At 60.5% G+C, this 23,161-nt stretch carries 17 protein-coding genes and 1 pseudogene; 5 read left to right on the top strand and 13 right to left on the bottom strand.

Annotation, left to right across the window (positions count from 1 at the left end; all coding sequences use genetic code 11):
- Nucleotides 1-180: 180 nt before the first annotated feature.
- The gene (locus PMI29_RS11560) at nt 181-1,302 is read left to right on the top strand and encodes an HlyD family secretion protein (RefSeq protein ID WP_007999666.1); all 1,122 of its coding nucleotides are present in this window, start codon (nt 181-183) and stop codon (nt 1,300-1,302) included.
- Nucleotides 1,299-2,891 (top strand): DHA2 family efflux MFS transporter permease subunit, encoded by a 1,593-nt coding sequence (locus PMI29_RS0130250; protein ID WP_033052496.1) that lies wholly within the window; start codon nt 1,299-1,301, stop codon nt 2,889-2,891. Before PMI29_RS11560 ends, PMI29_RS0130250 begins: the two co-directional genes overlap by 4 nt.
- Nucleotides 2,892-2,913: 22 nt before the next feature.
- On the opposite strand, the gene PMI29_RS11565 is transcribed toward PMI29_RS0130250, so the two are convergent.
- The 5 genes from PMI29_RS11565 to PMI29_RS11585 all read right to left on the bottom strand — a co-directional run bounded on the left by PMI29_RS11565 (nt 2,914) and on the right by PMI29_RS11585 (nt 7,467).
- Complete coding sequence (locus PMI29_RS11565; RefSeq protein ID WP_007999662.1) at nt 2,914-3,354, bottom strand: carboxymuconolactone decarboxylase family protein; 441 nt, start codon at nt 3,352-3,354, stop codon at nt 2,914-2,916.
- 132 nt (nt 3,355-3,486) lie between these two features.
- On the bottom strand, nt 3,487-4,929 hold the full coding sequence (locus PMI29_RS11570) for a mechanosensitive ion channel domain-containing protein (protein WP_007999660.1): 1,443 nt from the start codon (nt 4,927-4,929) through the stop codon (nt 3,487-3,489).
- A gap of 213 nt (nt 4,930-5,142) precedes the next feature.
- Nucleotides 5,143-5,769, bottom strand: coding sequence for an isochorismate family cysteine hydrolase YcaC (gene ycaC / locus PMI29_RS11575; RefSeq protein WP_007999658.1), 627 nt, complete (start codon nt 5,767-5,769; stop codon nt 5,143-5,145).
- A 55-nt stretch (nt 5,770-5,824) separates the two neighbouring features.
- The gene (locus tag PMI29_RS11580) at nt 5,825-6,508 is read right to left on the bottom strand and encodes an isochorismatase family protein (RefSeq protein WP_007984214.1); all 684 of its coding nucleotides are present in this window, start codon (nt 6,506-6,508) and stop codon (nt 5,825-5,827) included.
- Between the two features lie 92 nt (nt 6,509-6,600).
- The gene (locus PMI29_RS11585) at nt 6,601-7,467 is read right to left on the bottom strand and encodes a pirin family protein (RefSeq protein ID WP_007999655.1); all 867 of its coding nucleotides are present in this window, start codon (nt 7,465-7,467) and stop codon (nt 6,601-6,603) included.
- Nucleotides 7,468-7,571: 104 nt separating this feature from the next.
- On the opposite strand from PMI29_RS11585, the gene PMI29_RS11590 reads away from it, so the two are divergent.
- Nucleotides 7,572-8,480 carry a LysR family transcriptional regulator gene (locus PMI29_RS11590; RefSeq protein ID WP_007999653.1) on the top strand — a complete coding sequence of 303 codons (909 nt, stop codon included), beginning with the start codon at nt 7,572-7,574 and terminating at the stop codon, nt 8,478-8,480.
- Nucleotides 8,481-8,778: 298 nt separating this feature from the next.
- Nucleotides 8,779-9,582, top strand: a complete 804-nt coding sequence (gene dkgB, locus PMI29_RS11595; RefSeq protein WP_007999652.1) for a 2,5-didehydrogluconate reductase DkgB — start codon at nt 8,779-8,781, stop codon at nt 9,580-9,582.
- A gap of 3 nt (nt 9,583-9,585) precedes the next feature.
- Here dkgB and PMI29_RS11600 read toward each other — a convergent pair whose 3' ends face one another.
- From PMI29_RS11600 to PMI29_RS11625, 7 genes and pseudogenes are all read right to left on the bottom strand, one after another.
- Complete coding sequence (locus PMI29_RS11600) at nt 9,586-12,783, bottom strand: transporter substrate-binding domain-containing protein (protein ID WP_007999650.1); 3,198 nt, start codon at nt 12,781-12,783, stop codon at nt 9,586-9,588.
- 30 nt (nt 12,784-12,813) lie between these two features.
- Entirely contained in the window at nt 12,814-13,440 is a 627-nt protein-coding gene (locus PMI29_RS11605; RefSeq protein WP_007999648.1) for a response regulator transcription factor, read from the bottom strand.
- A gap of 108 nt (nt 13,441-13,548) precedes the next feature.
- Nucleotides 13,549-13,950, bottom strand: a complete 402-nt coding sequence (locus tag PMI29_RS11610; RefSeq protein ID WP_007999646.1) for a chemotaxis protein CheY — start codon at nt 13,948-13,950, stop codon at nt 13,549-13,551.
- Nucleotides 13,951-14,123: 173 nt separating this feature from the next.
- Entirely contained in the window at nt 14,124-14,840 is a 717-nt protein-coding gene (locus tag PMI29_RS11615; protein ID WP_007999644.1) for an MgtC/SapB family protein, read from the bottom strand.
- A 180-nt stretch (nt 14,841-15,020) separates the two neighbouring features.
- Nucleotides 15,021-17,735 carry a magnesium-translocating P-type ATPase gene (mgtA, locus tag PMI29_RS11620; RefSeq protein ID WP_007999642.1) on the bottom strand — a complete coding sequence of 905 codons (2,715 nt, stop codon included), beginning with the start codon at nt 17,733-17,735 and terminating at the stop codon, nt 15,021-15,023.
- A 444-nt stretch (nt 17,736-18,179) separates the two neighbouring features.
- Nucleotides 18,180-18,532 (bottom strand): annotated as a pseudogene (locus tag PMI29_RS31240) (ornithine monooxygenase); the annotation flags it as partial.
- Between the two features lie 152 nt (nt 18,533-18,684).
- Nucleotides 18,685-19,167, bottom strand: coding sequence for a sigma-70 family RNA polymerase sigma factor (locus tag PMI29_RS11625; RefSeq protein WP_007999639.1), 483 nt, complete (start codon nt 19,165-19,167; stop codon nt 18,685-18,687).
- 720 nt (nt 19,168-19,887) lie between these two features.
- Between PMI29_RS11625 and PMI29_RS11630 the strand changes: the two genes are divergently transcribed.
- Nucleotides 19,888-22,305, top strand: coding sequence for a TonB-dependent siderophore receptor (locus PMI29_RS11630; protein WP_007999637.1), 2,418 nt, complete (start codon nt 19,888-19,890; stop codon nt 22,303-22,305).
- Nucleotides 22,306-22,494: 189 nt separating this feature from the next.
- Here PMI29_RS11630 and PMI29_RS11635 read toward each other — a convergent pair whose 3' ends face one another.
- Complete coding sequence (locus PMI29_RS11635) at nt 22,495-23,001, bottom strand: PaaI family thioesterase (RefSeq protein WP_007999635.1); 507 nt, start codon at nt 22,999-23,001, stop codon at nt 22,495-22,497.
- Nucleotides 23,002-23,161 lie beyond the last annotated feature (160 nt).

Here is a 23,161-nt window from a genome sequence, read left to right as displayed (position 1 = left end):
TGTCCAAAATTAGTTGACCAGTTCAAGCTCGCTCCCACAGTGGTTCTCCAGCGCACCTAGAAGCTCATCTTTGCGGGGAAACCACCTGACGACCGGCAGCAAAAACCATTTGCCACAAAATATTACATGCGTCATATTACATCCATCATAATTAACCACCGCTCCAACAGGTAATCCTCCATGACCAGCATGCCCACCGTTGAACCCGACCTGGCTGCCCCGGTGACTGCCGCCAAACCTCCCCTGCTCAAACGCCTGCTGCTGCCAACAGTGGGCATCGCAGCGTTGGTATTGGCCGGTGTATATGGCGCGCATTGGTGGAGCGCCGGACGCTTTATCGAAGAAACCGACGACGCCTACATCGGTGGCGATGTGACGGTGATCGGGCCGAAGGTGGCGGGTTATATCGACGAAGTGCTGGTGGCCGATAACCAGCAGGTCAAGGCTGGCGACGTGCTGATCCGTCTCGACTCACGCGACTACCGTGCCAACCTGGCCAAGGCCGAAGGCGCAGTGGCCGCCCAGGAAGCCTTGCTGGCCAACCTCGACGCCACCGAACAGCTGCAACAGGCCGTCATCGGCCAGGCCCGCGCCGGCATCGACGCCGCCGGTGCCGAAGCCACCCGTTCCCGGGATGACGATGCCCGCTACAAAAAACTGGTGATCACCAACGCCGTCTCGGTGGAAAGCGCCCAGCGGGCCAATACCACGTTCAAGACGGCCCAGGCCCAAAGTAACCGCGCCCAGGCTGAACTGCTGGCCGCACAACGCCAGTTGAATGTGATCGACACCCAGAAACAGCAGGCCCGTGCCGCTTTGATACAAGCGAAAGCCGAACGTGATCTGGCGCAATTGAATGTCGGCTACACCGAACTGAAGGCACCGGTTGATGGTGTGATCGGCAATCGCCGGGCTCGGGTCGGCGCTTATGCCCAGGCCGGTTCACAATTGCTCTCGGTGGTGCCGACCAGCGGTCTGTGGGTCGATGCGAACTTCAAGGAAGACCAACTGGCACACATGGTGCCGGGGCAACGGGTGGTGATCCGTGCCGACGTGCTGTCGGGTCAGGAATTCCACGGTCACCTCGACAGCCTCGCTCCTGCCAGCGGTTCGCAATTCAGCGTGTTGCCACCGGAAAACGCCACCGGCAACTTCACCAAGATCGTGCAGCGGGTGCCGGTGCGGATTCACCTCGACCCGGCCGACAGTGTGCTCGGCCACCTGCGTCCGGGGCTGTCGGTGACCGCTGAAGTGGACACGCGCAAGGCACCTGAAGCGCCAGCCGTGGCCAGCGCGCCATGAGCCGCGCCCTCGCCGCCCCGGCGCAACCGTTCAATGCCGCGAACATGGCGACGGCAACCAAGGTCTTCGCCTTTGCCAGCATGTGCATCGGCATGTTCATTGCGCTGCTGGATATCCAGATTGTCTCGGCTTCGTTGCGTGACATCGGCGGCGGGCTCTCCGCCGGCACCGACGAAACCGCGTGGGTGCAAACCAGTTACCTGATCGCCGAAATCATCGTGATCCCGCTGTCGGGCTGGCTGTCGCGGGTATTTTCGACGCGCTGGCTGTTTTGTGCATCGGCGGTGGGTTTCACCCTGACCAGCCTGCTGTGCGGCGTGGCCTGGAACATCCAGAGCATGATCGCCTTCCGCGCCCTGCAAGGGTTTCTGGGCGGCTCGATGATCCCGCTGGTGTTCACCACGGCCTTCGTGTTCTTCACTGGCAAGCAACGGGTCATCGCTGCCGCCACCATCGGCGCGGTGGCGTCCCTGGCACCAACCCTGGGACCGGTGATCGGTGGCTGGATCACCGACATATCGTCCTGGCACTGGCTGTTCTACATCAACCTGGTACCGGGGATTTTCGTCGCGGTCGCCGTGCCGATGCTGGTCAAGATCGACCAGCCGGAACTGTCGCTGCTCAAAGGCGCGGATTACTTGAGCATGGTGTTTCTGGCGCTGTTTCTCGGCTGCCTGGAATACACCCTCGAAGAAGGTCCGCGCTGGAACTGGTTCAGCGACCGCACGATCCTGACCACGGCGTGGATCAGCGGCCTGGCCGGCCTGGCGTTCATCGGCCGGACCCTGCACGTGGCCAACCCGATTGTCGATCTGCGCGCCTTGAAGGATCGCAACTTTGCCCTTGGCTGTTTTTTCTCGTTCGTCACCGGCATCGGCCTGTTCGCCACCATTTACCTGACGCCGCTGTTCCTCGGTCGGGTGCGTGGCTACGGAGCGCTGGACATTGGTCTGGCGGTTTTCTCCACCGGAGTGTTCCAGATCATGGCGATTCCTCTGTACGCCTTTCTGGCCAACCGCGTCGACCTGCGCTGGATCATGATGACCGGCCTTGGGCTGTTCGCGTTATCGATGTGGGATTTCAGCCCGATCACCCATGACTGGGGGGCCAGGGAATTGATGCTGCCGCAAGCTTTTCGCGGGATTGCCCAGCAACTGGCGGTGCCGCCCGCGGTGACGCTGACCCTCGGCGGCCTGGCGCCGGCACGGCTCAAACATGCGTCAGGGTTGTTCAATCTGATGCGCAACCTGGGCGGGGCTATCGGCATCGCAGCGTGTGCGACCATCCTCAACGACCGCACCAACCTGCATTTCACCCGGCTGGCGGAGAACCTCAACAGCACCAACGAGGCGCTCAACCAATGGCTGTCCCAGGTCGGCAACAACTTCACCGCCCTCGGCCAGAGCGGTGACGCCGGGGTCACCGCCAGCCTGCATCAGCTATGGTTGCTGACCTACCGCGAAGCCCAGACACAAACCTATGGCGACGCATTTTTGATGATCATGGTCTGCTTCATCATCGCCACGGCAATGGTGCCCCTGATGCGCAAGGTGCAACCACCGGCCGCGCCGAGTGCCGATGCCCATTGAGGCATCGGCGGATTGTTGAGAATCAGGCCTGAGGCATTTTACGGAAGCCGACCGCCAGGCGGTTCCAGCTGTTGATGGTGCTGATGGCGACGGTCAGGTCGACCATTTCCTTGGGCGTGAACTGCGCGCTGACCGCTTCGTAGTCTTCGTCCGGGGCGTGGGTCAGGCTGAGCTGGGTCAGGGATTCAGTCCACAGCAGCGCAGCGCGTTCACGCTCGGTGAAAAACGGCGCCTCGCGCCAGGCCGTCACGGCGAACAGACGACGCGGGGTTTCGCCACCCTTGATCGCATCGGCGGTGTGCATGTCGATGCAGAAGGCACAGCCGTTGATCTGCGAGGCGCGCAGCTTGACCAGTTCGACCAGGTTTTTTTCCAGCGGCAGTTTGGAAACAGCAGTTTCCAGGGCAATCATGGCTTTGAGGGCGTCGGGGCTGGCGGTGTAAAAATCGATACGCGATTGCATGGCGTACTCCAGGGCAAGTGGGTGTGTCGCTACGTTAGTCCCTCGGCCGGAATACACAAATAGCCAATTTTTCAGAAGTCGAGGAGGCCACTGGCGTCGTCAGGACCTTGAACGCGCCGCCTGGCCCCCCCTTCACACCCGATTGCGCAACCACTGCAGAAAGCCCTTTTTCGCCACCGTCACCGGCAGCTCCTGAGTCAGGGCCTTCGCTTTTTGCAGCCGGTAATCGAGCAAGGCCTTCATTGCATTGTTGATGTCGTGACGGGCATCCAGGCACGGCTTGAGGTATGACTTTTCGATACGGTACAGGCCACAGAATGTCTTGGCGGTAAACTGCGCAGGTAGCGCGCTGTCAGTGAGAATACCCGCCTCTCCGATCACCTCCCCCGGCCCCATGCGTCCGGATTCGTATGGCGCTCCGTGGCGCATCAAGGTCACCGAAATCACGCCGGACTCGATAATGAACAAGTGATCGCTGACCTCCCCCGCTTCCAGAATCACCTCCCCGGCGCGAAAAGTTTGCAGGGTCATGTTCTGGCTGAACGTGTCTTTCTCTTCCTGACGCAGGGTGGAGAAAATCGGCGAGCTGTCCAGCAACGCCCGTTTGCGTGTCGAATTGATTGGCGGGCTGGGTTCCACGCTCGACAGCAGGTTGACGCCGGACGCCTGCAAGTGCCGGTAGGCCAGGTCGAACAGTTGGTTGCGCACCGAACGCTTCTCGTCCATCGACGCGACGAACCCGCTGATTTCATAGACCACGCCGGTGTTGCTGGCACTTTTCAGGCCGACACTCGGCGATGGTGTATCCAGCAGCGCACGGCAGCCTTGCATGGCCCGCTCCAAGGCATCGATCACCGTGTTCGGCCGCGCATGCGGGCTCACTTCCAGGGAGACGGAGATTCCGAACATGTCGCTCGGCCGACTGAAATTGATGATCTTGGCCTTGGCCGCCAGGGAGTTGGGTATGACCGCCATGCAACCCTGGGAGGTTTGCAGGCGCGTGGCGCGCCAGTCGATGTCGGTGACCCGGCCTTCCATGCCGTCGATGGAGATGTAGTCATCCAGTTGATAGGGTTTGGTGGTGTTCAGGACGATCCCGGAAAACACGTCGCTGAGGGTACTTTGCAAGGCCAGGCCGACAATGATCGCCAACGCACCGGACGTCGCCAGCACCCCCTTGACCGGTAGATCGAGTACGTAGGCCAGGGCGGCAATGATCGCGATCAGGAAAATCACGGCACCGAGCAAATCCTGAAGCAATCGCCCGGTATGCCCGACCCGTTGCATCATCACCGCGCCGATCAGCACGGTCAGGGTCCGCGCGCCGAACAACCACCAACCAATCTGCAACCCGGTGGCCGCCAGGTGCAACGCTACGTTGTCGGCCCAGGGCGGCGGTTCCATCGGGTTCAGGCCTTCGTTGAACAACAGCAGGCTGAACAACGAAAAAATCACCACCCGCACCAGCAGCCGCCAGGCACTGCCAAGGGCGCTGAGCAAGTACCACAAACCAAGATCGATCAGGATCAGCGCCATTGCGCAGATCAGCGGGTGTTCGGTGAGCAATGACAGCATCAAGCAACTCCAGCCAGGGCCAATAACGCAAAGATCGCATGGATTGGCCTTAGTGTAGGAGCAATTGATTTGGCTGGATTCTGCAATCGCCACAAAAACAAATGTGGGAGCGAGCTTGCTCGCGATGGCGGTGTGTCAGCCAACAAAAATGCTGAAAGTGAATCCGTCTTCGCGAGCAAGCCCGCTCCCACAGGGGGATGCGTGATGCCGGAGTTACTTGCTGTTGGCCAGCGTGCTGTAGCTGGTCATCAGGTTGCGGTAATCCGGAATGTGGTTGGAGAACAGCGTGGCCAACCCTTCGACATCGTTGCGCCAGTCACGGTGCAGTTCACAGGCCAGGCCGAACCAGGTCATCAATTGCGCACCCTGAGCGGTCATACGGTTCCACGCCGATTCGCGGGTCAGTTCATTGAAGGTGCCGGATGCGTCAGTAACCACGAACACATCAAAACCTTCGGCCAGGGCCGAGAGGGCCGGGAACGCCACGCAGACTTCGGTCACTACGCCGGCAATGATCAGTTGTTTCTTGCCGGTATCCTTGATCGCCTTGACGAAATCTTCGTTGTCCCAGGCGTTGATCTGGCCCGGGCGAGCGATGTACGGCGCTTGCGGAAAGAGTGCCTTGAGCTCCGGCACCAGCGGGCCGTTGGGGCCGGTTTCGAAACTGGTGGTGAGGATGGTCGGCAGCTTGAAGTACTTGGCCAGGTCGGCCAGGGCCAGCACGTTGTTCTTGAAACGATCCGGATCGATGTCGCGCACCAGAGACAGCAGGCCCGCCTGATGATCAACCATCAAAACCGCGGCGTTGTTCTTGTCGAGACGCTTGTAGGAAGTACTCATTGCAGTAGTCCTCGCATGATATCGATGCCGAGTGAAATCGGCGTGGGGTAACCGGTTAGCGCTGGGAGTCCAGTGCCTCGTGTTCGCTCGCCACTTGCTGAGCCTTGAGGTAGCTCTCGATCAGCAATTGATAATGCGGCATGGCCTGGGCGTAGACAGCGGCCCACTGCTCGGCATCAGGACGGTTCCACGAGCCTTGCAGCTCAGAAAGCGTAGCCATGATGTCGATCGGCACCACGCCTGCCTGGGACAAACGGGCAACGGTCAGATCAGTGGCCAGTTTCGAGTGGTTGCCGGAGGCGTCGACCACCGCAAACACCTTGTAGCCTTCATGCACGGCGGCGATGGACGGGAACGCCAGGCACACACTGGTCAAGGTACCGGCGATCACCAGGGTTTTCTTGCCGGTGGCTTTGACCGCCGCGTGAAACTCCGGGTTGTCCCAGGCGTTGATTTCACCTTTGCGCGCCACGTATTGCGCATGGGGCGCGGCTTCGTGAATCTCCGGAATCAGCGGCCCGTTCGGTCCCTGGGGAACGGAAGCGGTGGTGATCACCGGCATTTTCAGCAGGGTCGCGGCCTTGGCCAGGGCAATGGCGTTGGCGCGCAGTTGTGGCACGTCCATATCCTTGACGATCTGGAACAGTCCGCTCTGATGGTCGATCAACAACATGGCGGCATCGTTGGGGTCGATGGTCGGTTTCTGGCCGTTGAAATTGGCCGCGTTGACGGTACTCATGTGTGTTTCCTCTTTATTACAGGCAACAGCCATCCCTGGCCTCGGACCGGCCTACGCATCCTGTGTAGAACGGGTTGTTGAAACGGAACGGGTTAAGCGTGCATCCGGCCGAAGCGACCGGACTGGAAGTCGGCGAAGGCCTGGTGGATTTCTTGCTCGGTGTTCATCACGAACGGCCCATGGCCGACGATCGGCTCGTCGATCGGCTCGCCGCTGAGCAGCAGCACCACCGCGTCTTCGCCGGCTTCAAGGGTCAATTGATCGCCCTTGCGCTCGAACAGGGCCAGTTGCCCCTGGCGCACCGATTCCAGGCCGTTGACCTGAACGGTGCCGCGCAGGACCACCAGTGCGGTGTTACGCCCTTCATGCAGATCAAGGGTGAGCAACTTGCCGGCATTCAAACGAATGTCCCACACGTCGACCGGGGTGAAAGTGCGCGCCGGGCCCTTGTGACCGTCGAACTCACCGGCGATCAGGCGCAGGCTGCCGGCGTTGTCCTGCAAGGCGATGCCCGGGATGTCGCGGTCGAGAATCGTCTGGTAGCCGGGGTCGGCCATTTTGTCCCTGGCCGGCAGGTTGACCCACAGTTGCACCATTTCCAGGGTGCCACCGCTCCTGGCGAAACCTTCGGAGTGAAACTCTTCATGCAGGATCCCCGAAGCAGCGGTCATCCATTGCACATCGCCGGGGCCGATCTTGCCGCCACTGCCGGTGGAGTCCTGATGCTCCAGTTCGCCCTTGTAAACGATAGTCACGGTTTCGAAGCCACGATGGGGATGCTGACCAACGCCACGTCGTTCGGTGGTCGGGGAGAATTCAGCGGGGCCGGCGTGATCCAGCATCAGGAACGGGCTGATGTGTTTGCCCAGGTTGTCGTAGGAAAACAGCGTGCGAACCGGAAAACCGTCGCCAACCCAATGGGTCCGTGGACTGGTGTAGATACCGATGATGTTCTTCATGGTGTCTCCTGATGAGGTGAGTGAAGCCATGGACAAAGCTTAAAACCGTGACCTTTGCTGCGCTAGACTGCAAAAATCAGCTTTAGCGTTCTATTTGGAGAACGATGGTGGAAGACCTCAACACCCTCTATTACTTCACCCAGGTGGTGGAGCATCACGGTTTCGCGGCGGCCGGGCGCGCACTGGACATGCCCAAGTCCAAGCTCAGCCGCCGCATCGCCGAACTCGAAGAGCGCCTTGGAGTACGCCTGCTGCACCGCACCAGCCGGCATTGCTCATTGACGGAAATTGGCCAGGCTTATTACCAGCGCTGCCTGGCCATGCGCGTGGAAGCGGAAAGCGCCGCCGAACTGATCGAGCGCAACCGCTCCGAGCCCCAGGGCCTGGTGCGTATCAGTTGCCCGACGGCGCTGCTCAACTCCTGGGTCGGGCCGATGCTGACCCGCTACATGCTCAAGTACCCCTTGGTGGAGTTGTTCATCGAGAGCACCAACCGCCGGGTCGACCTGATTCACGAAGGCTTCGACATTGCCCTGCGGGTGCGCTTCCCCCCACTGGAAAACACCGACATGGTGATGAAGGTGCTGGGCAACAGCACCCAGAGCGTGGTCGGCAGCCCGGCCTTTGTCTCGCGCCTGTCGACACCGGCCTCCCCGGCCGACCTCAGCGGCTTGCCGAGCCTGCACTGGGGCGCGGCGCAACGCGAGTATCAGTGGGAACTGTTCGGTGCAGATGGCAGCACCGCGATGATTCGTCACGCGCCGAGGATGGTCACCGATGACCTTTTGGCCCTGCGCCATGCGGCGGTTGCCGGGATCGGCATCGTGCACCTGCCCAGCGTGGTGGTGCGCGATGAAATCGCCGCCGGTCAACTGGTGGAACTGGTGCCGGGCTGGGCACCGAAAAGTGGTGTAATCCATGCGATCTTCCCCTCGCGTCGGGGCTTGCTGCCATCGGTGCGCACGTTGATCGACTTTCTCGGGGAAGAATTCAGCCGCAGTGATATTGCCTGATGGCAGCGGCGAGTTTTGAGCGACAAGCGACAAGTTGATTGGGGCCAGGGGTAAGGCTTCAAAACTGCGGCGCCCCCATCGCGAGCAAGCTCGCTCCCACAGGGGATTTGCGTTCACCACAAATCCCCTGTGGGAGCGAGCTTGCTCGCGATGGGGGCGGATCGGACACCATCCCCCAACCAGACTGCCGATGATTTTTGACTTACGGTAAACATTGCTTTGCCGCTCCAGCGGTTTTTCTCACGGATGCAGGCGCGGATACTCGCGCCCATTCCCACTGCAACCTCTGGAGTCATTGATGTCTATTCCCCCATTCGGTCTGGGTACGTTTCGCTTGCAAGGCCAGGTGGTCATCGATTCGGTGAGCACCGGCCTTGCGCTCGGCTACCGGGCGATCGATACCGCGCAAATCTACGAGAACGAAGCCGAAGTCGGCGCGGCAATCGCCGCCAGCGGCATCGCCCGGGAAGAACTGTTCGTCACCAGCAAGATCTGGGTCGCCAACCTGGCCGGTGATCGTCTGATCGACAGCCTGAAAGAAAGCCTGCGCAAACTGCGGACCGACTACCTGGACCTGACCCTGATCCACTGGCCGTCGCCGGACGATCAAGTACCTGTCGCAGAATTCATGGGCGCCCTGCTCGAAGCCAAACACCTGGGCCTGACCCGGCAGATCGGCGTGTCCAACTTCACCATCGACCTGATGAAGCAAGCGATTGCAGCCATCGGTGCCGAGCACATCGCCACCCACCAGATCGAACTGCACCCGTACCTGCAAAACCGTAACGTCGTCGCCTTCGCGCAGCGCCAAGGCATCGGTATCACGTCATACATGACCCTGGCGTACGGTGAAGTCCTCAAGGACCCGCTCATCCAGCAGATCGCCGAACGCCTGCAAGCGACGCCGGCTCAGGTCACCCTGGCCTGGGCCATGCAATCGGGTTACGCCGTGATCCCGTCGTCCACTCGCCGGGCCAACCTTGAAAGCAACTTGAAGGCTCGCGAGCTGACCTTGAGCGAAGCCGACATGGCCTTGATCGCAACGCTGGATCGCGGCCACCGGCTGACCAGCCCAAAAGGCATCGCGCCGAACTGGGATTGAGCCTCAATCCTGCTCGAGACGCCGGTCCAGGCGGGCCATGGCATGCTGCAACTGGTCGACGGCGTCGTCGATCAGTGCCGCGCGACCGTCATTGCACGCCCGCTCCAGTTGTTCGCAACACTCGACCAGGCCAAGCGCTCGCACCATCAGCGCCCCGCCCTTGATCCGGTGTGCCAGCACCTGCAAACCCGGGCGATTGTCGCCAGCGTGCAAGGCCAGCAAATGCCCACGATCCTCGCGGTTGGTCAGCGCCAGATCGCGCAGCAGTTGATCGATCAGCTCACGGTCCGAATCCGCATAGCGTTCCAGTTCGCTCAAATCGAACTCGGCGAAGTCAGGGTTCTCGATTGCCGCTGAGGGGCCGCTGGAAAACCGCTGGGCCAGCCACGCCTGCAAATCCACCAGGCGAATGGGTTTGAACAGGCAATCATCCATGCCCGCCGCCCGACACCGGGCCTTCTCCTCGGCCTGCGCATTGGCGGTAAAGCCCAGAATCAGCGTCGGCGACAGGCGCTGCACCTGCTCTTGCTCACGTATCGCGCCCGCCAACTCGTAACCGCTGAGCACCGGCATGTTGCAGTCGGTGATGACCAGATCGAACCCCTGCCCGCGCCATTGCTCAAGCCCCTGTGCCCCGTCTTCAGCCAGCACCACGCAATGGCCCAGGTAGCTCAACTGCCGCGAAAGCAACTGACGATTGGCCGGATAATCGTCGACCACCAGAATCGACAACGCCCGGGTCGTGAGTTGCTCCGGACCCTGGGACACCACTTCGGCCGGCAAAGCCTGCAGGACGGGCAGCACCAGGCTCAGGTCCACCCGTGTGCCGCGCCCAAGCTCACTGTCGAGTTGCAACCGGCCTCCCATCATTTCGCACAGGGTACGACTGATAACCAGGCCCAGGCCGGAACCCTGCCGGGCCGTCTGCTGGCTGTTACCCGCCTGCACGAACGAACTGAACAGGCGTTGCTGGTCAAAAGCGCTGATACCAATGCCGCTGTCCTCGATCTGTACGCTGACGGCGAGGTGCGCCGGGGCTTGAGGCCGTACTCGCAGCGTCAGGCTCACCTGGCCTTCCCGGGTGAACTTGATCGCATTGCTCAGCAGATTGGACAGCACCTGTTTGAAGCGCGTGGGATCGAGCATCACGTCACAGTCGCTGTGTTCGTCGAGATCGACCCGCCACTGCAGATTCTTCTGCACCGCCAACCCTTCGAAAACCCGGCAGACCGACGTCACCAGCGCGTGCAGATTGACCCGCTCCGGCGTCAGCGACAAATGCCCGGATTCGATCCGGGCGACGTCCAGAATGTCGCCGATCAAATCCAGCAACTGCTGCCCGGCGTTGGACGCCACCTCGATGGCGGCGCGGTCGGTCTCCCCTTCATCGGCCCGTTTCAGCGCCAGTTCGAGCATGCCGATCAATGCGTTCATCGGCGTGCGGATTTCATGGCTCATGGTGGCCAGGAACGTGGTCTTGGCCCGGTTGGCGTCGTCCGCCGCGTCCTTGGCTTCCTGCAGTTGCCCGAGCAATTGCTGACGCTGGCGAATCTGACGCCGCTGCCAGACGATCCCGGCCAACGCGAGCAACAGCAAGACACCCGCCACCGCAAACGCCTGCAAGATCGGTTGCCGGTGTCGCAGCCAGTAACTCTGCTCGACCATCGAGTCATAGCGCCAGGGTTGGGTCAGTTCGTCAATTTCTTCGGGCGGGATGCTCAACAGCGCCTTGTCCAGGATCGAATGCAGTTCGGTGGCCTCGCGACTGGTTGCCAGGGTGCTTCGGGCGGGGTCGGTGCCCACGGTGCTGGTCACTTGCAGGCGATCGCGATACTGCCGGGAAATCAGGTAACGGGCGCTGATCAACGAGTTGATGCCGCCATGGGCCTTGCCCTGGGCAACCATTTCCATGGTGTCCGTCGACAATGGCGCATCCACCGGCTGGATCAGCGGGTAATGCTGGCGAAGGTACTCGCCGGCAATGTTGCCCTGGGTCAGCGCCAGCGTTTTTCCCGCCATGTCATCCAGCGTTCTGGGGCTGTCCGCGGCCACGCGGGTCACCAGCACCGACGGGCTGCTCAGGAACGCGCGGGTGAACAGCAATTCATCTTCACGCTGGGAACTGAGACCGATACCGGCCAGTACATCGATCTGCCCGCTCTTGATGCCGGTCATCATCTCGGTCACTGATTTCATGCCCTGGATGTCAAATTGCAACCCGGTGCGCGAAGTGATTTTCGCCAGCACATCGACGCCGATACCGCGAAACTTGCCTTCGCTGTCGACAAATGAAATCGGCGGGATGTTTTCGTTGATCGCGACCCTCACCCGCGGGTGGCGTTCGAGCCAGTGCTGTTCGGCCACACTCAATTGCAATGACTGGGTGCCGGGGATAGACACCCCGTTTGCCCCCCAACGACGCAGGATGTTCATTTGTTTATTGGTGGGGATGACCGCCAGCGCCTTGTTGACGATGCGCAACAGCGAATCGTTGTCGCGGGCCATCGCAAAGGCAAAACGCCCGGACTCCATGGGCGAGAAGTCCGTCAGGTGCACATTGTTCAGGTAATTCTTGCTGATCAGATAATGGGCATTGATCGCATCGCCCAGATAGACATCGGCCTGGCCGAACGCCACGGCGCCCATCGCCGCCAGTGTCGAGGGAAACAGCTGGACCTGCGCTTTGGAGTAGAACTGTTGCACGCTGTATTCGGGCAGGTAGTGATACAGCATCGCCAGCCGCTTGCCGGCCAGTGTCGGGTCGAGCACCGGAGGGAAATCGGTGCGGGTGACCAGCACCGGTTGATCGACCGCGTACGCGCTGGACATCTGTAGCTGCGGATCTTCGGCTTCAAATCGATTGGCCGTTCCCAGCAGGTCTGCCTGCCCTTCCTTGATGGCCTGCACTGCGTCGGCCCGCGACGGATAACATTGAACCTCGATGACAACGTTCAACAACTGTTCGAGCAACCCGGCGTAATCGGCTGTCACGCCTTCGAACACCCTGCCCGCCGTGTTGAACTCGAAGGGGGGATAGTCCGGCGACGAGACAGCCAGCACCAATCGACCCTTTTGTTGCAACCAGCGCAACTCGGTTTCCGACAACCTGACGCTCAGGCCTTCGGCACTCGAGCGTCCCAACAGGGTCAACGACTGCTGGGCACAGACCGTCGATGCCCAGAGAAGAAGGCCAATCAGCATCCCACCTGCCAGTCGTCGGAGTGCGTTCATTCAGATCAAATGATTGCGCAGGGCGAAATCCCTCAAGTGCACCGACGAGCTCACGTTGAGCTTGAGGATAAGTCGGGTCTTGTAGGTACTGACGGTCTTGTAGCTCAGGTGCATGATCTCGGCGATTTCCAGGTTTTTCGAACCCCGGGCCAGGTACTGCAGAATAGTCAATTCACGATTGGAGAGCCTGTCGATCAACTGCTTTTCACTGCGTTGCAACTCCCCCATCGACACGGAACTCGAAGGAATCTGGGCGAAATAGGTATAGCCTTTCATCACGCAATTCACCGCCGCCCTCAAGTCATCCAGATCCTTGCTCTTGGAAACATAGGCCAGAGCCCCGGCACGCCTGCAGCGATCCTGATAAAACTGGGCCTCCAGCGAGGTGAACACCACCACGCGGCATGACGTGACCTCGGCCTTGATGCGATCCATCACCTCAAGCCCCGCCACACCGGGAAGGCCCAGATCAAGCAGCACGACATCCGGTTGATGCTGCCGGATCAACGACAAGACCTCATCGCCACGGGAAGCCTCGTAAATCTGCTCGAACCCTTCTTTATTGAGTACGAGTGTGATCATGGAGCGAACCACCGGATGATCTTCCACAATCAGTGCTGACTTCATGACAACTCCCGTGCAAACCAACACGATCGGGCAAAAAATGCCCTCCAGGCACCGCAGCGGTTGGGCACAACGCTGCGCATAGACTTTTGCATGGATGGCTGGAAAGAACTACCTGACAGAAATGACAGTTCCGACGAACGGTAGCCGAGGATCGACGGCGCTCATCAACTGCGTGATTGACGCCAGGTCCGGCAGAGCGGCCTGGCTGACCTGGACATTGCCCGCGACGGGCGGTATTGGTGCCTGCTGTTCATTGAAGATAAAGGCGTGATGAACCTGCGGGTTGTCGGCAAGGAAACCGAACAGGTCCAGCACTCCGCCGGCCATCGCTGCATTGACGAGCACCAGATCCAGAGGCTCGCAACCGTACTCCACCAGTGCAAGGAGCTCGTCGAGGCTGTGCACCGGTGCAACGCGAAAGTAGCCGAGCTGGTTGAACAGCCGCTCGATCCGCAGGCGGTTGAAGTGCTGCGCATCGGCGATCAGGATGCGCAAGGATTTGTTCGGCAAGGTGACCTCCAAAAGGATGTCGGTTTCAAGAGGTCGCAAAGCCTACGGAAGACCGCCCTAGGTTTATGTAGGAATATTCCTAAATAAATGCTGGTTATTCTGGCTCTTGATTGGAAAACGCAAAACCGCCTCAAGGCTTCGCCAATGACTCTCTGCCCCTGAAACCCTGGCTTTTACTCCGTGGTACTCGGACTCCAGAACGCCTGCACCACCAGGGTCGACGTCGAAATCCGTGCCACCAGTGCATCCAGTTCATCACCATCGACCGAGGTGGTCGCCAGGGTGGCTTCGATTTCAATTTCATCGGTGCCGAAGGCATGTACATCGACATCGCTGGCCGGATAGTTGCTGCGCTCCAGTTCGGCTTCGAGCAAGGCCAGCACGGTTTTTTGCTGCGTACGCCGGGCAATGACATAAACGATGTTGGTGACTTCTGCGGAAATCACATCCAGCGGCTGACGGTTGATGTTGTTGACGATCGGTCGCAGCAAGGTGTTGGCCGCGAGCACGAACAAGGTGCCAAGCAGCGCCTCGGCCAGCAGGTCGGCACCGGCGCAGGCACCGACTGCCGCCGAGGTCCAGAGCGTCGCGGCAGTATTGAGGCCGCGCACATTGCCCTCTTCGCGCATGATCACCCCGGCACCGAGAAAACCGATGCCGGAAACCACGTAGGCCACGACCCGCACGGCGCCTTCGGCACCGGCGAGCCGGTTGGCCATGTCGACGAAAATCGCCGCGCCCACCGCCACCAGCACGTTGGTGCGCAGGCCGGCGGTGCGCTGCCGGTACTGACGCTCGAAACCGATCAGGCCACCGAGGATGAATGCCGCGCTGAGGCTGACCAGGGTGTCGAGCAGGGAGGTCAGGTTGAGGTTGTTGATGGCTTGCATAATAAATCCTTAAGAAACACACGATCCCTGTGGCGAGGGGGCTTGCCCCCGTTGGGTTGCGAAGCGACCCCAAAACCGAAAAACGCGGTGCCTCCAGTAAACCGTGCTCTCAGGTTTTGCGGTTGCTGTGCAACCGAACGGGGGCAAGCCCCCTCGCCACAAGGGTTATGCGGACATTCCTTATTGCCAGCCAAACCGCCGGATGTAGAACCCTTTCACCGCCTGGGTCAGCGCCATGTACGCCAGCAGGATCACGGGCAGGAACACGAAGTACAGCGACGGCAGCGCCTGCAGTTTGAAGTGATGCGCCAGCGGCCCCATCGGCAGGAAAATCCCCACGGCCATGATCAGTCCGGTCATCAGCAGCAACGGCATGGCCGCACGGCTCTGCAGGAACGGGATCTTCGGCGTGCGGATCATGTGCACGATCAGTGTCTGGGTCAGCAGCCCGACCACGAACCAGCCGGACTGGAACAGGGTCTGGTGATCCGGGGTGTTGGCATCGAACACGTACCACATCAAGGCGAACGTCATGATGTCGAAGATCGAACTGATCGGCCCGAAAAACAGCATGAAGCGCCCGACATCCGCTGGCTGCCAGCGCTGCGGTTGCTTGAGCATTTCGTCATCGACGTTATCGAACGGAATGGCGATCTGCGAAATGTCATAGAGCAGGTTCTGCACCAGCAGGTGCATCGGCAGCATCGGCAGGAACGGGATGAACGCACTGGCCACCAGCACCGAGAACACGTTGCCGAAGTTCGAACTGGCGGTCATCTTGATGTACTTGAGCATGTTGGCGAAGGTCCGGCGCCCTTCCAGCACACCCTCCTCCAGCACCATCAGGCTCTTTTCCAGCAGGATGATGTCGGCCGCTTCCTTGGCGATGTCCACGGCGCTGTCCACGGAAATACCGATGTCAGCGGTGCGCAGGGCCGGGGCATCGTTGATGCCATCGCCCATGAAACCGACCACATGGCCGTTGCCCTTGAGCAGACGGACGATGCGCTCCTTGTGCGACGGCGTCAGTCTGGCGAAGACATTGGTGGTCTCCACGGCGCTCGCCAGTTCGGCGTCGCTCATGCGTTCGATGTCATTACCCATCAGCAGGCCTTGCTGTTCCAGGCCGACCTCGCGGCAGATTTTCGCCGTCACCAGTTCGTTGTCGCCAGTCAGCACTTTCACCGCCACGCCATGGGCCGCCAGGGCCTTGAGGGCCGGCGCGGTGCTCTCTTTCGGCGGATCGAGAAAGGCTACGTAACCGATCAGCGTCAGTGCCTGTTCATCGGCCAGGCTGTAGGTGTCGCGGCCTTCAATCATTGACCGGGCTGCTACGGCAACCACCCGCAAACCTTCGGCGTTGAACGTGGCCGTGACCTGACGGATTCGCGCCAGCAGTTCTTCGGTCAACGCTTCATCGACTTCGCCGTGACGTACCCGCGAGCAGACCGCCAGCACTTCTTCCACCGCGCCCTTGCAGATCAGCAGGTGCGGTTGCTCGTGCTCGGCGACCACCACCGACATGCGCCGGCGAGTGAAGTCGAACGGAATCTCGTCGACCTTGCGAAACGCCGTGCCGACTTTCAACTCACGATGGATTTCGACGTGTTCGAGCACCGCCACATCCAGCAGGTTTTTCAGCCCTGTCTGGTAGTAGCTGTTGAGGTAGGCCATTTCCAGCACGTCATCGGAATCGCGGCCCCAGACATCGACGTTGCGCGCCAGGAAAATCTTGTCCTGGGTCAGGGTGCCGGTCTTGTCGGTGCACAACACGTCCATCGCGCCGAAGTTCTGGATCGCGTCGAGGCGTTTGACGATGACTTTTTTGCGCGACAGGAACACCGCACCCTTGGCCAGGGTCGAGGTGACGATCATCGGCAGCATTTCCGGGGTCAGGCCCACGGCAATCGACAGCGCGAACAGCAGCGCTTCGGTCCAGTCGCCCTTGGTGAAACCGTTGATGAACAACACCAGCGGCGCCATCACGAACATGAAGCGGATCAGCAGCCAGCTGACTTTGTTGACCCCGGTCTGGAACGAAGTCGGCGCCCGGTCGGTTGCGCCTACGCGCTGGGCCAGGGCACCGAAATAGGTGCTGTTGCCGGTGGTGAGAATCACTGCCATGGCCGTGCCGGACACCACGTTGGTGCCCATGAACAGGATGTTGTCCAGGTCCAGGGGATTGAGCGTGTCGCGATCCTGCTGGCGAGGAAACTTTTCCACCGGCATCGATTCACCGGTCATGGCCGCCTGGCTGACGAACAGGTCCTTGGCGCTGAGCACCCGGCAATCGGCGGGAATCATGTCACCGGCAGACAGCACGATCAGATCGCCCGGCACCAACTGCCTGATCGGCAATTCGATGCGCTGCGCGCTGTGCTCCTCAAGGTCCCGGCGCATCACCGTGGCGGTGTTGCTGACCATGGCCTTGAGGGCATCGGCGGCCCGGTTGGATTTGGTTTCCTGCCAGAAACGCAGCAAGGTCGAGAGCACCACCATGGAGAAAATCACGATGGCGGCTTGCATGTCCTCGGTCAGCCAGGAGATGACCGCCAGCAACGTCAGCAGCAGGTTGAACGGATTCTTGTAGCAGTGCCACAGGTGCGTCCACCAAGGCAGCGGCTGTTCATGCTCGACTTCATTGAGGCCGTATTGCTGGCGCAGGGCATCGGCTTCAAGCTCGCTCAAGCCGTCGGTGTGACTGCCCAGCGTGCTGAGCAATTGCCCGGTGTCGCTACCGGCAGCGGCCACCAGGGTTTGCGCCAGGGTGGGTGGGACTTCACGGCTGACCGTGGTGTCGGTGAAAGTTTCCAGCAACGCCAGGCGACGGAAGTGCCGGGCGATGTGGCGGTTGCGCAGGAAACCTGCGAAGAGTTCCTTGAGGGTAAGTTTCATGGCTGGTGCCCCTTTGGTCAGCCGGGAAACCGTCGAGCAGGCAGGTCCCTGCCTTTGCCGCCGGAACAACCGGCATGGCAAGGCCTGGCACGTCGGTCACGAATGACAGGCGTGTCGATAGAGCGGCGGCCACGACAAAAAGTCGAAACCACGCACTGTTCAGCGTCGATGAGAAGGGACGTCGGGACACGGCCAGGACTGGCCATGATCAGGATGCCGCTGCTCGCTTTTCGGCGAGACAACGGCACAGGAGACTGCGCGTTATCTTGCCGAGAAAATGCCGGTTACCGAGACCGGCCGACAACTGTCACTCGAACAAGTACCCACTGTGGGCCTCCGTAATGGATGAAAACGCGCGAAGCTTACGCCCCGGTTTTTGCTGAGTAAACCAGGCATTGCCGAGCTGAAGGGGAATCGCGGGGTTCTTCAGGAAGGGTTCAGGATTCAATGTTTGTGGTGTTTTCCATGGCCCCATCGCGAGCAAGCTCGCTCCCACAATGGACCGGTGTTCGCAGGACAAATGTGGGCGCGAGCCTGGTCCGGGCGGCGTTCCGACGATGGCTGGCCTGACAAAAGCCCTGCATGCAGAGGCCGGCCTTGCAGCGTTCATCGGTGATCAGTTTGTAGTGGCGATCGACCTCGAAATCCCCCAGGTACTCCTCCAGCGATGCCAGCAACTTGCGGTGCATCTGCCCCTCGTAACCGGTGGCGTTGTTGCGCAACACCTGTTCGATGCCGCGTTCGTTGGCGGTGGCTTTTGAGAGGGTGGTCAGGGTGTGGAACGCATGGCGGGCGATGCAGTTGCCTGTGTCATGTCCAGTGTCCTCTGAATGTTCCCCCTCTAAATCGGGGGCATGGAACCTAAGTGACCTGACCCACCAAGGGCCGCACAACAGGTCGTCTGTTGAGTAGGAACGAGGACCGTGAAAAAAAATTTACCCGCGCAGGATCACTGGGCGTCCCACTGTCGCATCCGTATACGGCAATGCTTCATGGCATTGACAATGTGCTTCTCGACCATCGCACGGGAAATGCCCAGTTGCTCGGCAATTTGCGAATGGGACAGGCCCTCGATCTTGCGCAGCAGGAAACTCTCGCGGCACAAATGCGGCAACTGCGCCAAGGCCCGCTGGAGCATTTCCAGGCGCTGGCCTTGATCAAGCACGTTTTGAGGCGAAGGGGTGAAATAGCGCTCTTCATTGTCGAGCACGTCCAGAGGTTCGGCCTGACGCAGGGTGTTGCGTCGATGGTCATCGATGACCAGGTTCAATGCGGTGCGATAAAGGAATGCGCGGGGCTGCTCGATCGGCGCATCGCTGGTCCGTTCCAGCACGCGCAGATAAGCGTCATGCACCACATCTTCGGCCACCTGACGGTTGCCCAGCCTGGCGTTGAGGAAACACACCAGCTCGCGATAGTAGTTTTCCAACATGACTCCCGTCCGCACGGGGGTGCGGTTTCTGTCCTTGAACCGTTTCGGCGACCGCTGAATCACGCAGTGGCACGATAGTGGCAGTTTGATCCGCGTAATTTATAGTAATTCTCATATAGATTTAAAGTACTGGTTCAACTTGTCGGGCATTTAGTCACGAACCCTGTAGGAGCGAGCTTGCTCGCGATGGACGTCAACGATAACGCGTGCTGTCTGGATCAACGCGTTGTCCTTGATGCCATCGCGAGCAAGCTCGCTCCTACAAGGGTTTGTGTCACCACCTGAATTCCCCGGCGCTTTCTACGTTTACAGGACAGCTCCCCATCCCTGCCCGGCCCTGCCGACTGTGTTCAGCCATCGACCCGCCGCTGAACGACTGGCCGATTCCCCCAGGCCGGAACCCTGCATGAAACGCCCGACAGACCCGACGCGCCCCACTTGCAGCACTTTGTCTGATCCCCGTAGTTGCCGCCGCTGCCTGGCAGTTCATCCCGCCGGGCCGCGACCAGTTCGCCACCGCCCAGGCCGAGCTGCGCGTAACTCTGGAGCGCATGGAATCGAGCCGGGTCGTCACCTACGCGCACAACCGTCTGAGTGCCGTTGCCGCACGCAAATCATTGTTTTTTGAAGTTTGTTTTCCGGTTTAGCCAAAGTGGTCCGTCTAATAATAATTATCATTAACTAAAAAACTGCACACACCATTCTGGAGCGATTCGAGCAATGCAAAGCCCTACTCTGTCCCGCGCACCCTTGGCATTAGCCATCGAACGGCAAAAGAAACTCCGAACCGTCGTGCCGGGCGCGCTGTTGACCCTGTTGCTGCTGGGCACTTCCCAGGTCGAGGCAGCCCCGGTGAACGTCAATGTACCGGCCCAATCGCTGGCCAGTGCATTGCGCCAACTGGGCCAGCAGACCAACCTGCAGATTCTCTACAGCCAGGACATGGTCAACGGCATCAAGTCCACGGCAGTGTCCGGCAACATGGAACCGGAACAGGCACTGAAAACCTTGCTGCTGGGGAGCGGCATCAATTTTCAGTTGAATGGCAACACCGTGTCTCTGGTGCCATCGGCCGGCGACTCCAGTGCGCTGCAACTGGGTGCAACGTCCATCACTGGCGTGGCGCTGGGGCCGACCACTGAAGGCTCGCACTCCTACACCAGCGATGAAGTGACCATCGGCAAAGGCAACATCAAGATCAAGGACATCCCGCAGTCGGTGTCCGTCGTCACGCGCCAGCGCATGGACGACCAGAACCTGAACAGCCTGCAGGACGCCCTGCGTCAGGTCACCGGCGTGACCATCAAGACCTACAACTCCGGCTCCAGCCTCAACGACATCTTTATGCGCGGCTTCCTCGTTGACCAGGTGCAGGTCGACGGCGTCTCGCAACCCACCGGCCAGGGCGACATGGCCACCAGTTTCGACCTGGCGATGTACGACCGCATCGAAGTGCTGCGCGGCCCGTCGGGCCTGTACCAGGGCGCGGGTGAACCCGGCGGTACGATCAACGTGGTGCGCAAGCGCGCCCTGAGCAAATTCGCCCTCGGTGGCGAACTGGCCGCCGGCTCCTACGATCGCTACCGTTCTTCGGTGGACGTCACCGGCCCGTTGAACGACCAGGGCACCGTGCGCGGTCGCTTCATCACCGCCTACGAGAACAACAAGTCCTTCGTCGACTACGCGAAGAACGAACGACCGATGGTCTACGGTCGCCTGGAATTCGACCTCGACCCGGTCACCACCCTGTCGGTCGGCGGCGCTTACCAGAAGAACAACTCCACCCCGGCGTTCGGCTTGCCGGCCTATGCCGACGGCTCATTGCTCGACGTGCCGCGCTCGACCTTCGTCGACGCCAAATGGAACACCCTCAACGAAAAAGTCTGGGAAACCTTCGCCGAACTCGATCACGAACTGGACAACGGCGGTCAGTTCAAGACCACCCTGACCTACCGCGACGCCGAAACCCCGGAGCGTAACTTCACCTGGGCCGACGGCGCGGTCGACCCAGCCACCGGTGACAGCTGGGCCGTGGCCTACGACTACTACACCCACATCAAGACCATCGGTGTCGACAGCTTCGTCACTACGCCGTTCGAGTTCGCCAATCGCCGGCACGAGTTCACCCTGGGCGCCGAGTACCAGCATCTGGACAGAGACTTTACCTACGGCGGCGGCGAGTACTTCCCGATCAACGTGTTCGATCCGGGCAGCATCGACATTCCCCACAATGACTATGCGCACGTCAACGGCAACTGGTCCAAGTCCGATCAGTACGGCGTCTACACCCGCGCCAAGTTCAACGTCACCGACTGGCTCGACGTCATCGGCGGCAGCCGCGTAACCTGGTACGAAAGCGACGCGAAGAACGCCAACGCCTTCTTCAACAATTTCGGCGAAGCCCACACCAGCATCAACCGCAAGGTCGTGCCGTACGGCGCCATCATCGGCAAGATCACCCCGCAACTGTCGACCTACTTCAGCTACACCGGCGTGTTCAAACCCCAAAGCGAAATCGGTACGGACGGCCAGCCGGTCGGCCCGCGCGAAGGCAAGCAGTACGAGATTGGCCTCAAGCGCGGGTTCTACGACGGACGCCTGAACGCCAGCATCGCAGCCTTTCGCATCTACGATGAAAACCGCGCCGAATACGACAACACCTCCGGTGCCTACATGACCGAGGGCAAGGCCCGCAGCGAGGGCTGGGAAACCGAGCTGAGCGGCAACCTGACCGAGAACTGGAGCATCGTCACCGGTTACGCCTACACCTCCACCAAGTTCCTGGACGGCGATCAGGCCAACAAAGGCAAGACCTTCAGCACCATCACGCCCAAGCACAACTTCAACCTGTGGAACAAATACGAGTTCACTGACGGTGCGCTCAAGGACTTCAGCGTCGGCGGTGGCGTGCGTGTAGTCAGCGACACCTACTACCAGCGTGACGTGAAGTTCAAACAAGGCGGCTTTGCCATCGCCACGGCGCAAGTCGGCTACAAGTTCAACGAAAACCTGTCGTCGACACTGACCGCCAACAACCTGTTCGACCGCAAGTACTACGACCGCGTCGATGCCTCCTGGGGCACCAACTTCTACGGCGACCCGCGCACGCTGACCCTGAGTCTGCGCGCACAGTACTGATGGCTGACAGCCTCATCCGCAACAAAAAACCGGGCCACTGTAGGAGCGAGCTTGCTCGCGATGGTCGTTAACGATAACGCGTGTTTACTGGCTAAACGCAGCGCTCTCGAGTCCATCGCGAGCAAGCTCGCTCCTACAGTGACCCGGTTGTGTTTTCGGCTTCCGACGACAGTCTGTGCCTGATTTGCTTCAGGATTCGACCTGACGCTCGTGCGCGGCGGCCCTGAGTTGCTCGGTATCGACGCGGACAAAAGTGGAGTCCCCGACAGCCGTCAGGACATCCCCGGCGAAAACCTCACAGATGACGCGACTCTTGCGCCCGACATCGCCCTCGACTTTTGCCCGCAATGTCAGGAGCACGCCCATCGGGGTGGGCTTGATGAACTTGATGCCCAGGTTACCGGTGACGCAGGTGATGTGGGGCAAGCTGCCCACTTCGCGCTGTTCTGCCCGGTAGTGATAAGCCATCGCCGCCCAGTTGGAGTGGCAATCCACCAGCATCGCGATCAAACCGCCGTAAACCAGGTCCGGCCAGCCGCAATACTTGTCATCCGGCATATGCTCGGCCATGACATGCACCCCGTCTTCATGCCAGAAGCTCTTGACGTGCAGCCCGTGCGGGTTTTGGCTGCCGCAGCCATAACAAACGCCTTCAGGCGCAGCGATGTCTTGAAGCGAAGTGTTCTGCGTGGTCATAGCGTGTTCATCCTTAATACCGGGGGCAAATCGTCGTGGTTCAAAGCGGACCGGGTCGCTCCGGTGCGCAACGGCTGATCAATAAGGAAGAGTTGCTTTCACCTTTCCCGGCGGGAGCGAGCGGCGGGCGGCATCGGGCCGTAGTGATCATACACAGCCG

Source organism: Pseudomonas sp. GM49 (genome assembly GCF_000282355.1).
In the GTDB taxonomy this organism is placed as follows: Bacteria; Pseudomonadota; Gammaproteobacteria; order Pseudomonadales; family Pseudomonadaceae; genus Aquipseudomonas.
Note: the sequence above shows the minus strand (reverse complement) of the source record. Positions and strands in the feature narration are given on the sequence as shown.

Coding starts and splice junctions, on each gene's coding strand:
- PMI29_RS11560 (WP_007999666.1), top strand. CDS start 181: ATGACCAGCATGCCCACCGTTGAACCCGACCTGGCTGCCCCGGTGACT.
- PMI29_RS0130250 (WP_033052496.1), top strand. CDS start 1,299: ATGAGCCGCGCCCTCGCCGCCCCGGCGCAACCGTTCAATGCCGCGAAC.
- PMI29_RS11565 (WP_007999662.1), bottom strand. CDS start 3,354: ATGCAATCGCGTATCGATTTTTACACCGCCAGCCCCGACGCCCTCAAA.
- PMI29_RS11570 (WP_007999660.1), bottom strand. CDS start 4,929: ATGCTGTCATTGCTCACCGAACACCCGCTGATCTGCGCAATGGCGCTG.
- ycaC (WP_007999658.1), bottom strand. CDS start 5,769: ATGAGTACTTCCTACAAGCGTCTCGACAAGAACAACGCCGCGGTTTTG.
- PMI29_RS11580 (WP_007984214.1), bottom strand. CDS start 6,508: ATGAGTACCGTCAACGCGGCCAATTTCAACGGCCAGAAACCGACCATC.
- PMI29_RS11585 (WP_007999655.1), bottom strand. CDS start 7,467: ATGAAGAACATCATCGGTATCTACACCAGTCCACGGACCCATTGGGTT.
- PMI29_RS11590 (WP_007999653.1), top strand. CDS start 7,572: ATGGTGGAAGACCTCAACACCCTCTATTACTTCACCCAGGTGGTGGAG.
- dkgB (WP_007999652.1), top strand. CDS start 8,779: ATGTCTATTCCCCCATTCGGTCTGGGTACGTTTCGCTTGCAAGGCCAG.
- PMI29_RS11600 (WP_007999650.1), bottom strand. CDS start 12,783: ATGCTGATTGGCCTTCTTCTCTGGGCATCGACGGTCTGTGCCCAGCAG.
- PMI29_RS11605 (WP_007999648.1), bottom strand. CDS start 13,440: ATGAAGTCAGCACTGATTGTGGAAGATCATCCGGTGGTTCGCTCCATG.
- PMI29_RS11615 (WP_007999644.1), bottom strand. CDS start 14,840: ATGCAAGCCATCAACAACCTCAACCTGACCTCCCTGCTCGACACCCTG.
- mgtA (WP_007999642.1), bottom strand. CDS start 17,735: ATGAAACTTACCCTCAAGGAACTCTTCGCAGGTTTCCTGCGCAACCGC.
- PMI29_RS11625 (WP_007999639.1), bottom strand. CDS start 19,167: ATGTTGGAAAACTACTATCGCGAGCTGGTGTGTTTCCTCAACGCCAGG.
- PMI29_RS11630 (WP_007999637.1), top strand. CDS start 19,888: ATGCAAAGCCCTACTCTGTCCCGCGCACCCTTGGCATTAGCCATCGAA.
- PMI29_RS11635 (WP_007999635.1), bottom strand. CDS start 23,001: ATGACCACGCAGAACACTTCGCTTCAAGACATCGCTGCGCCTGAAGGC.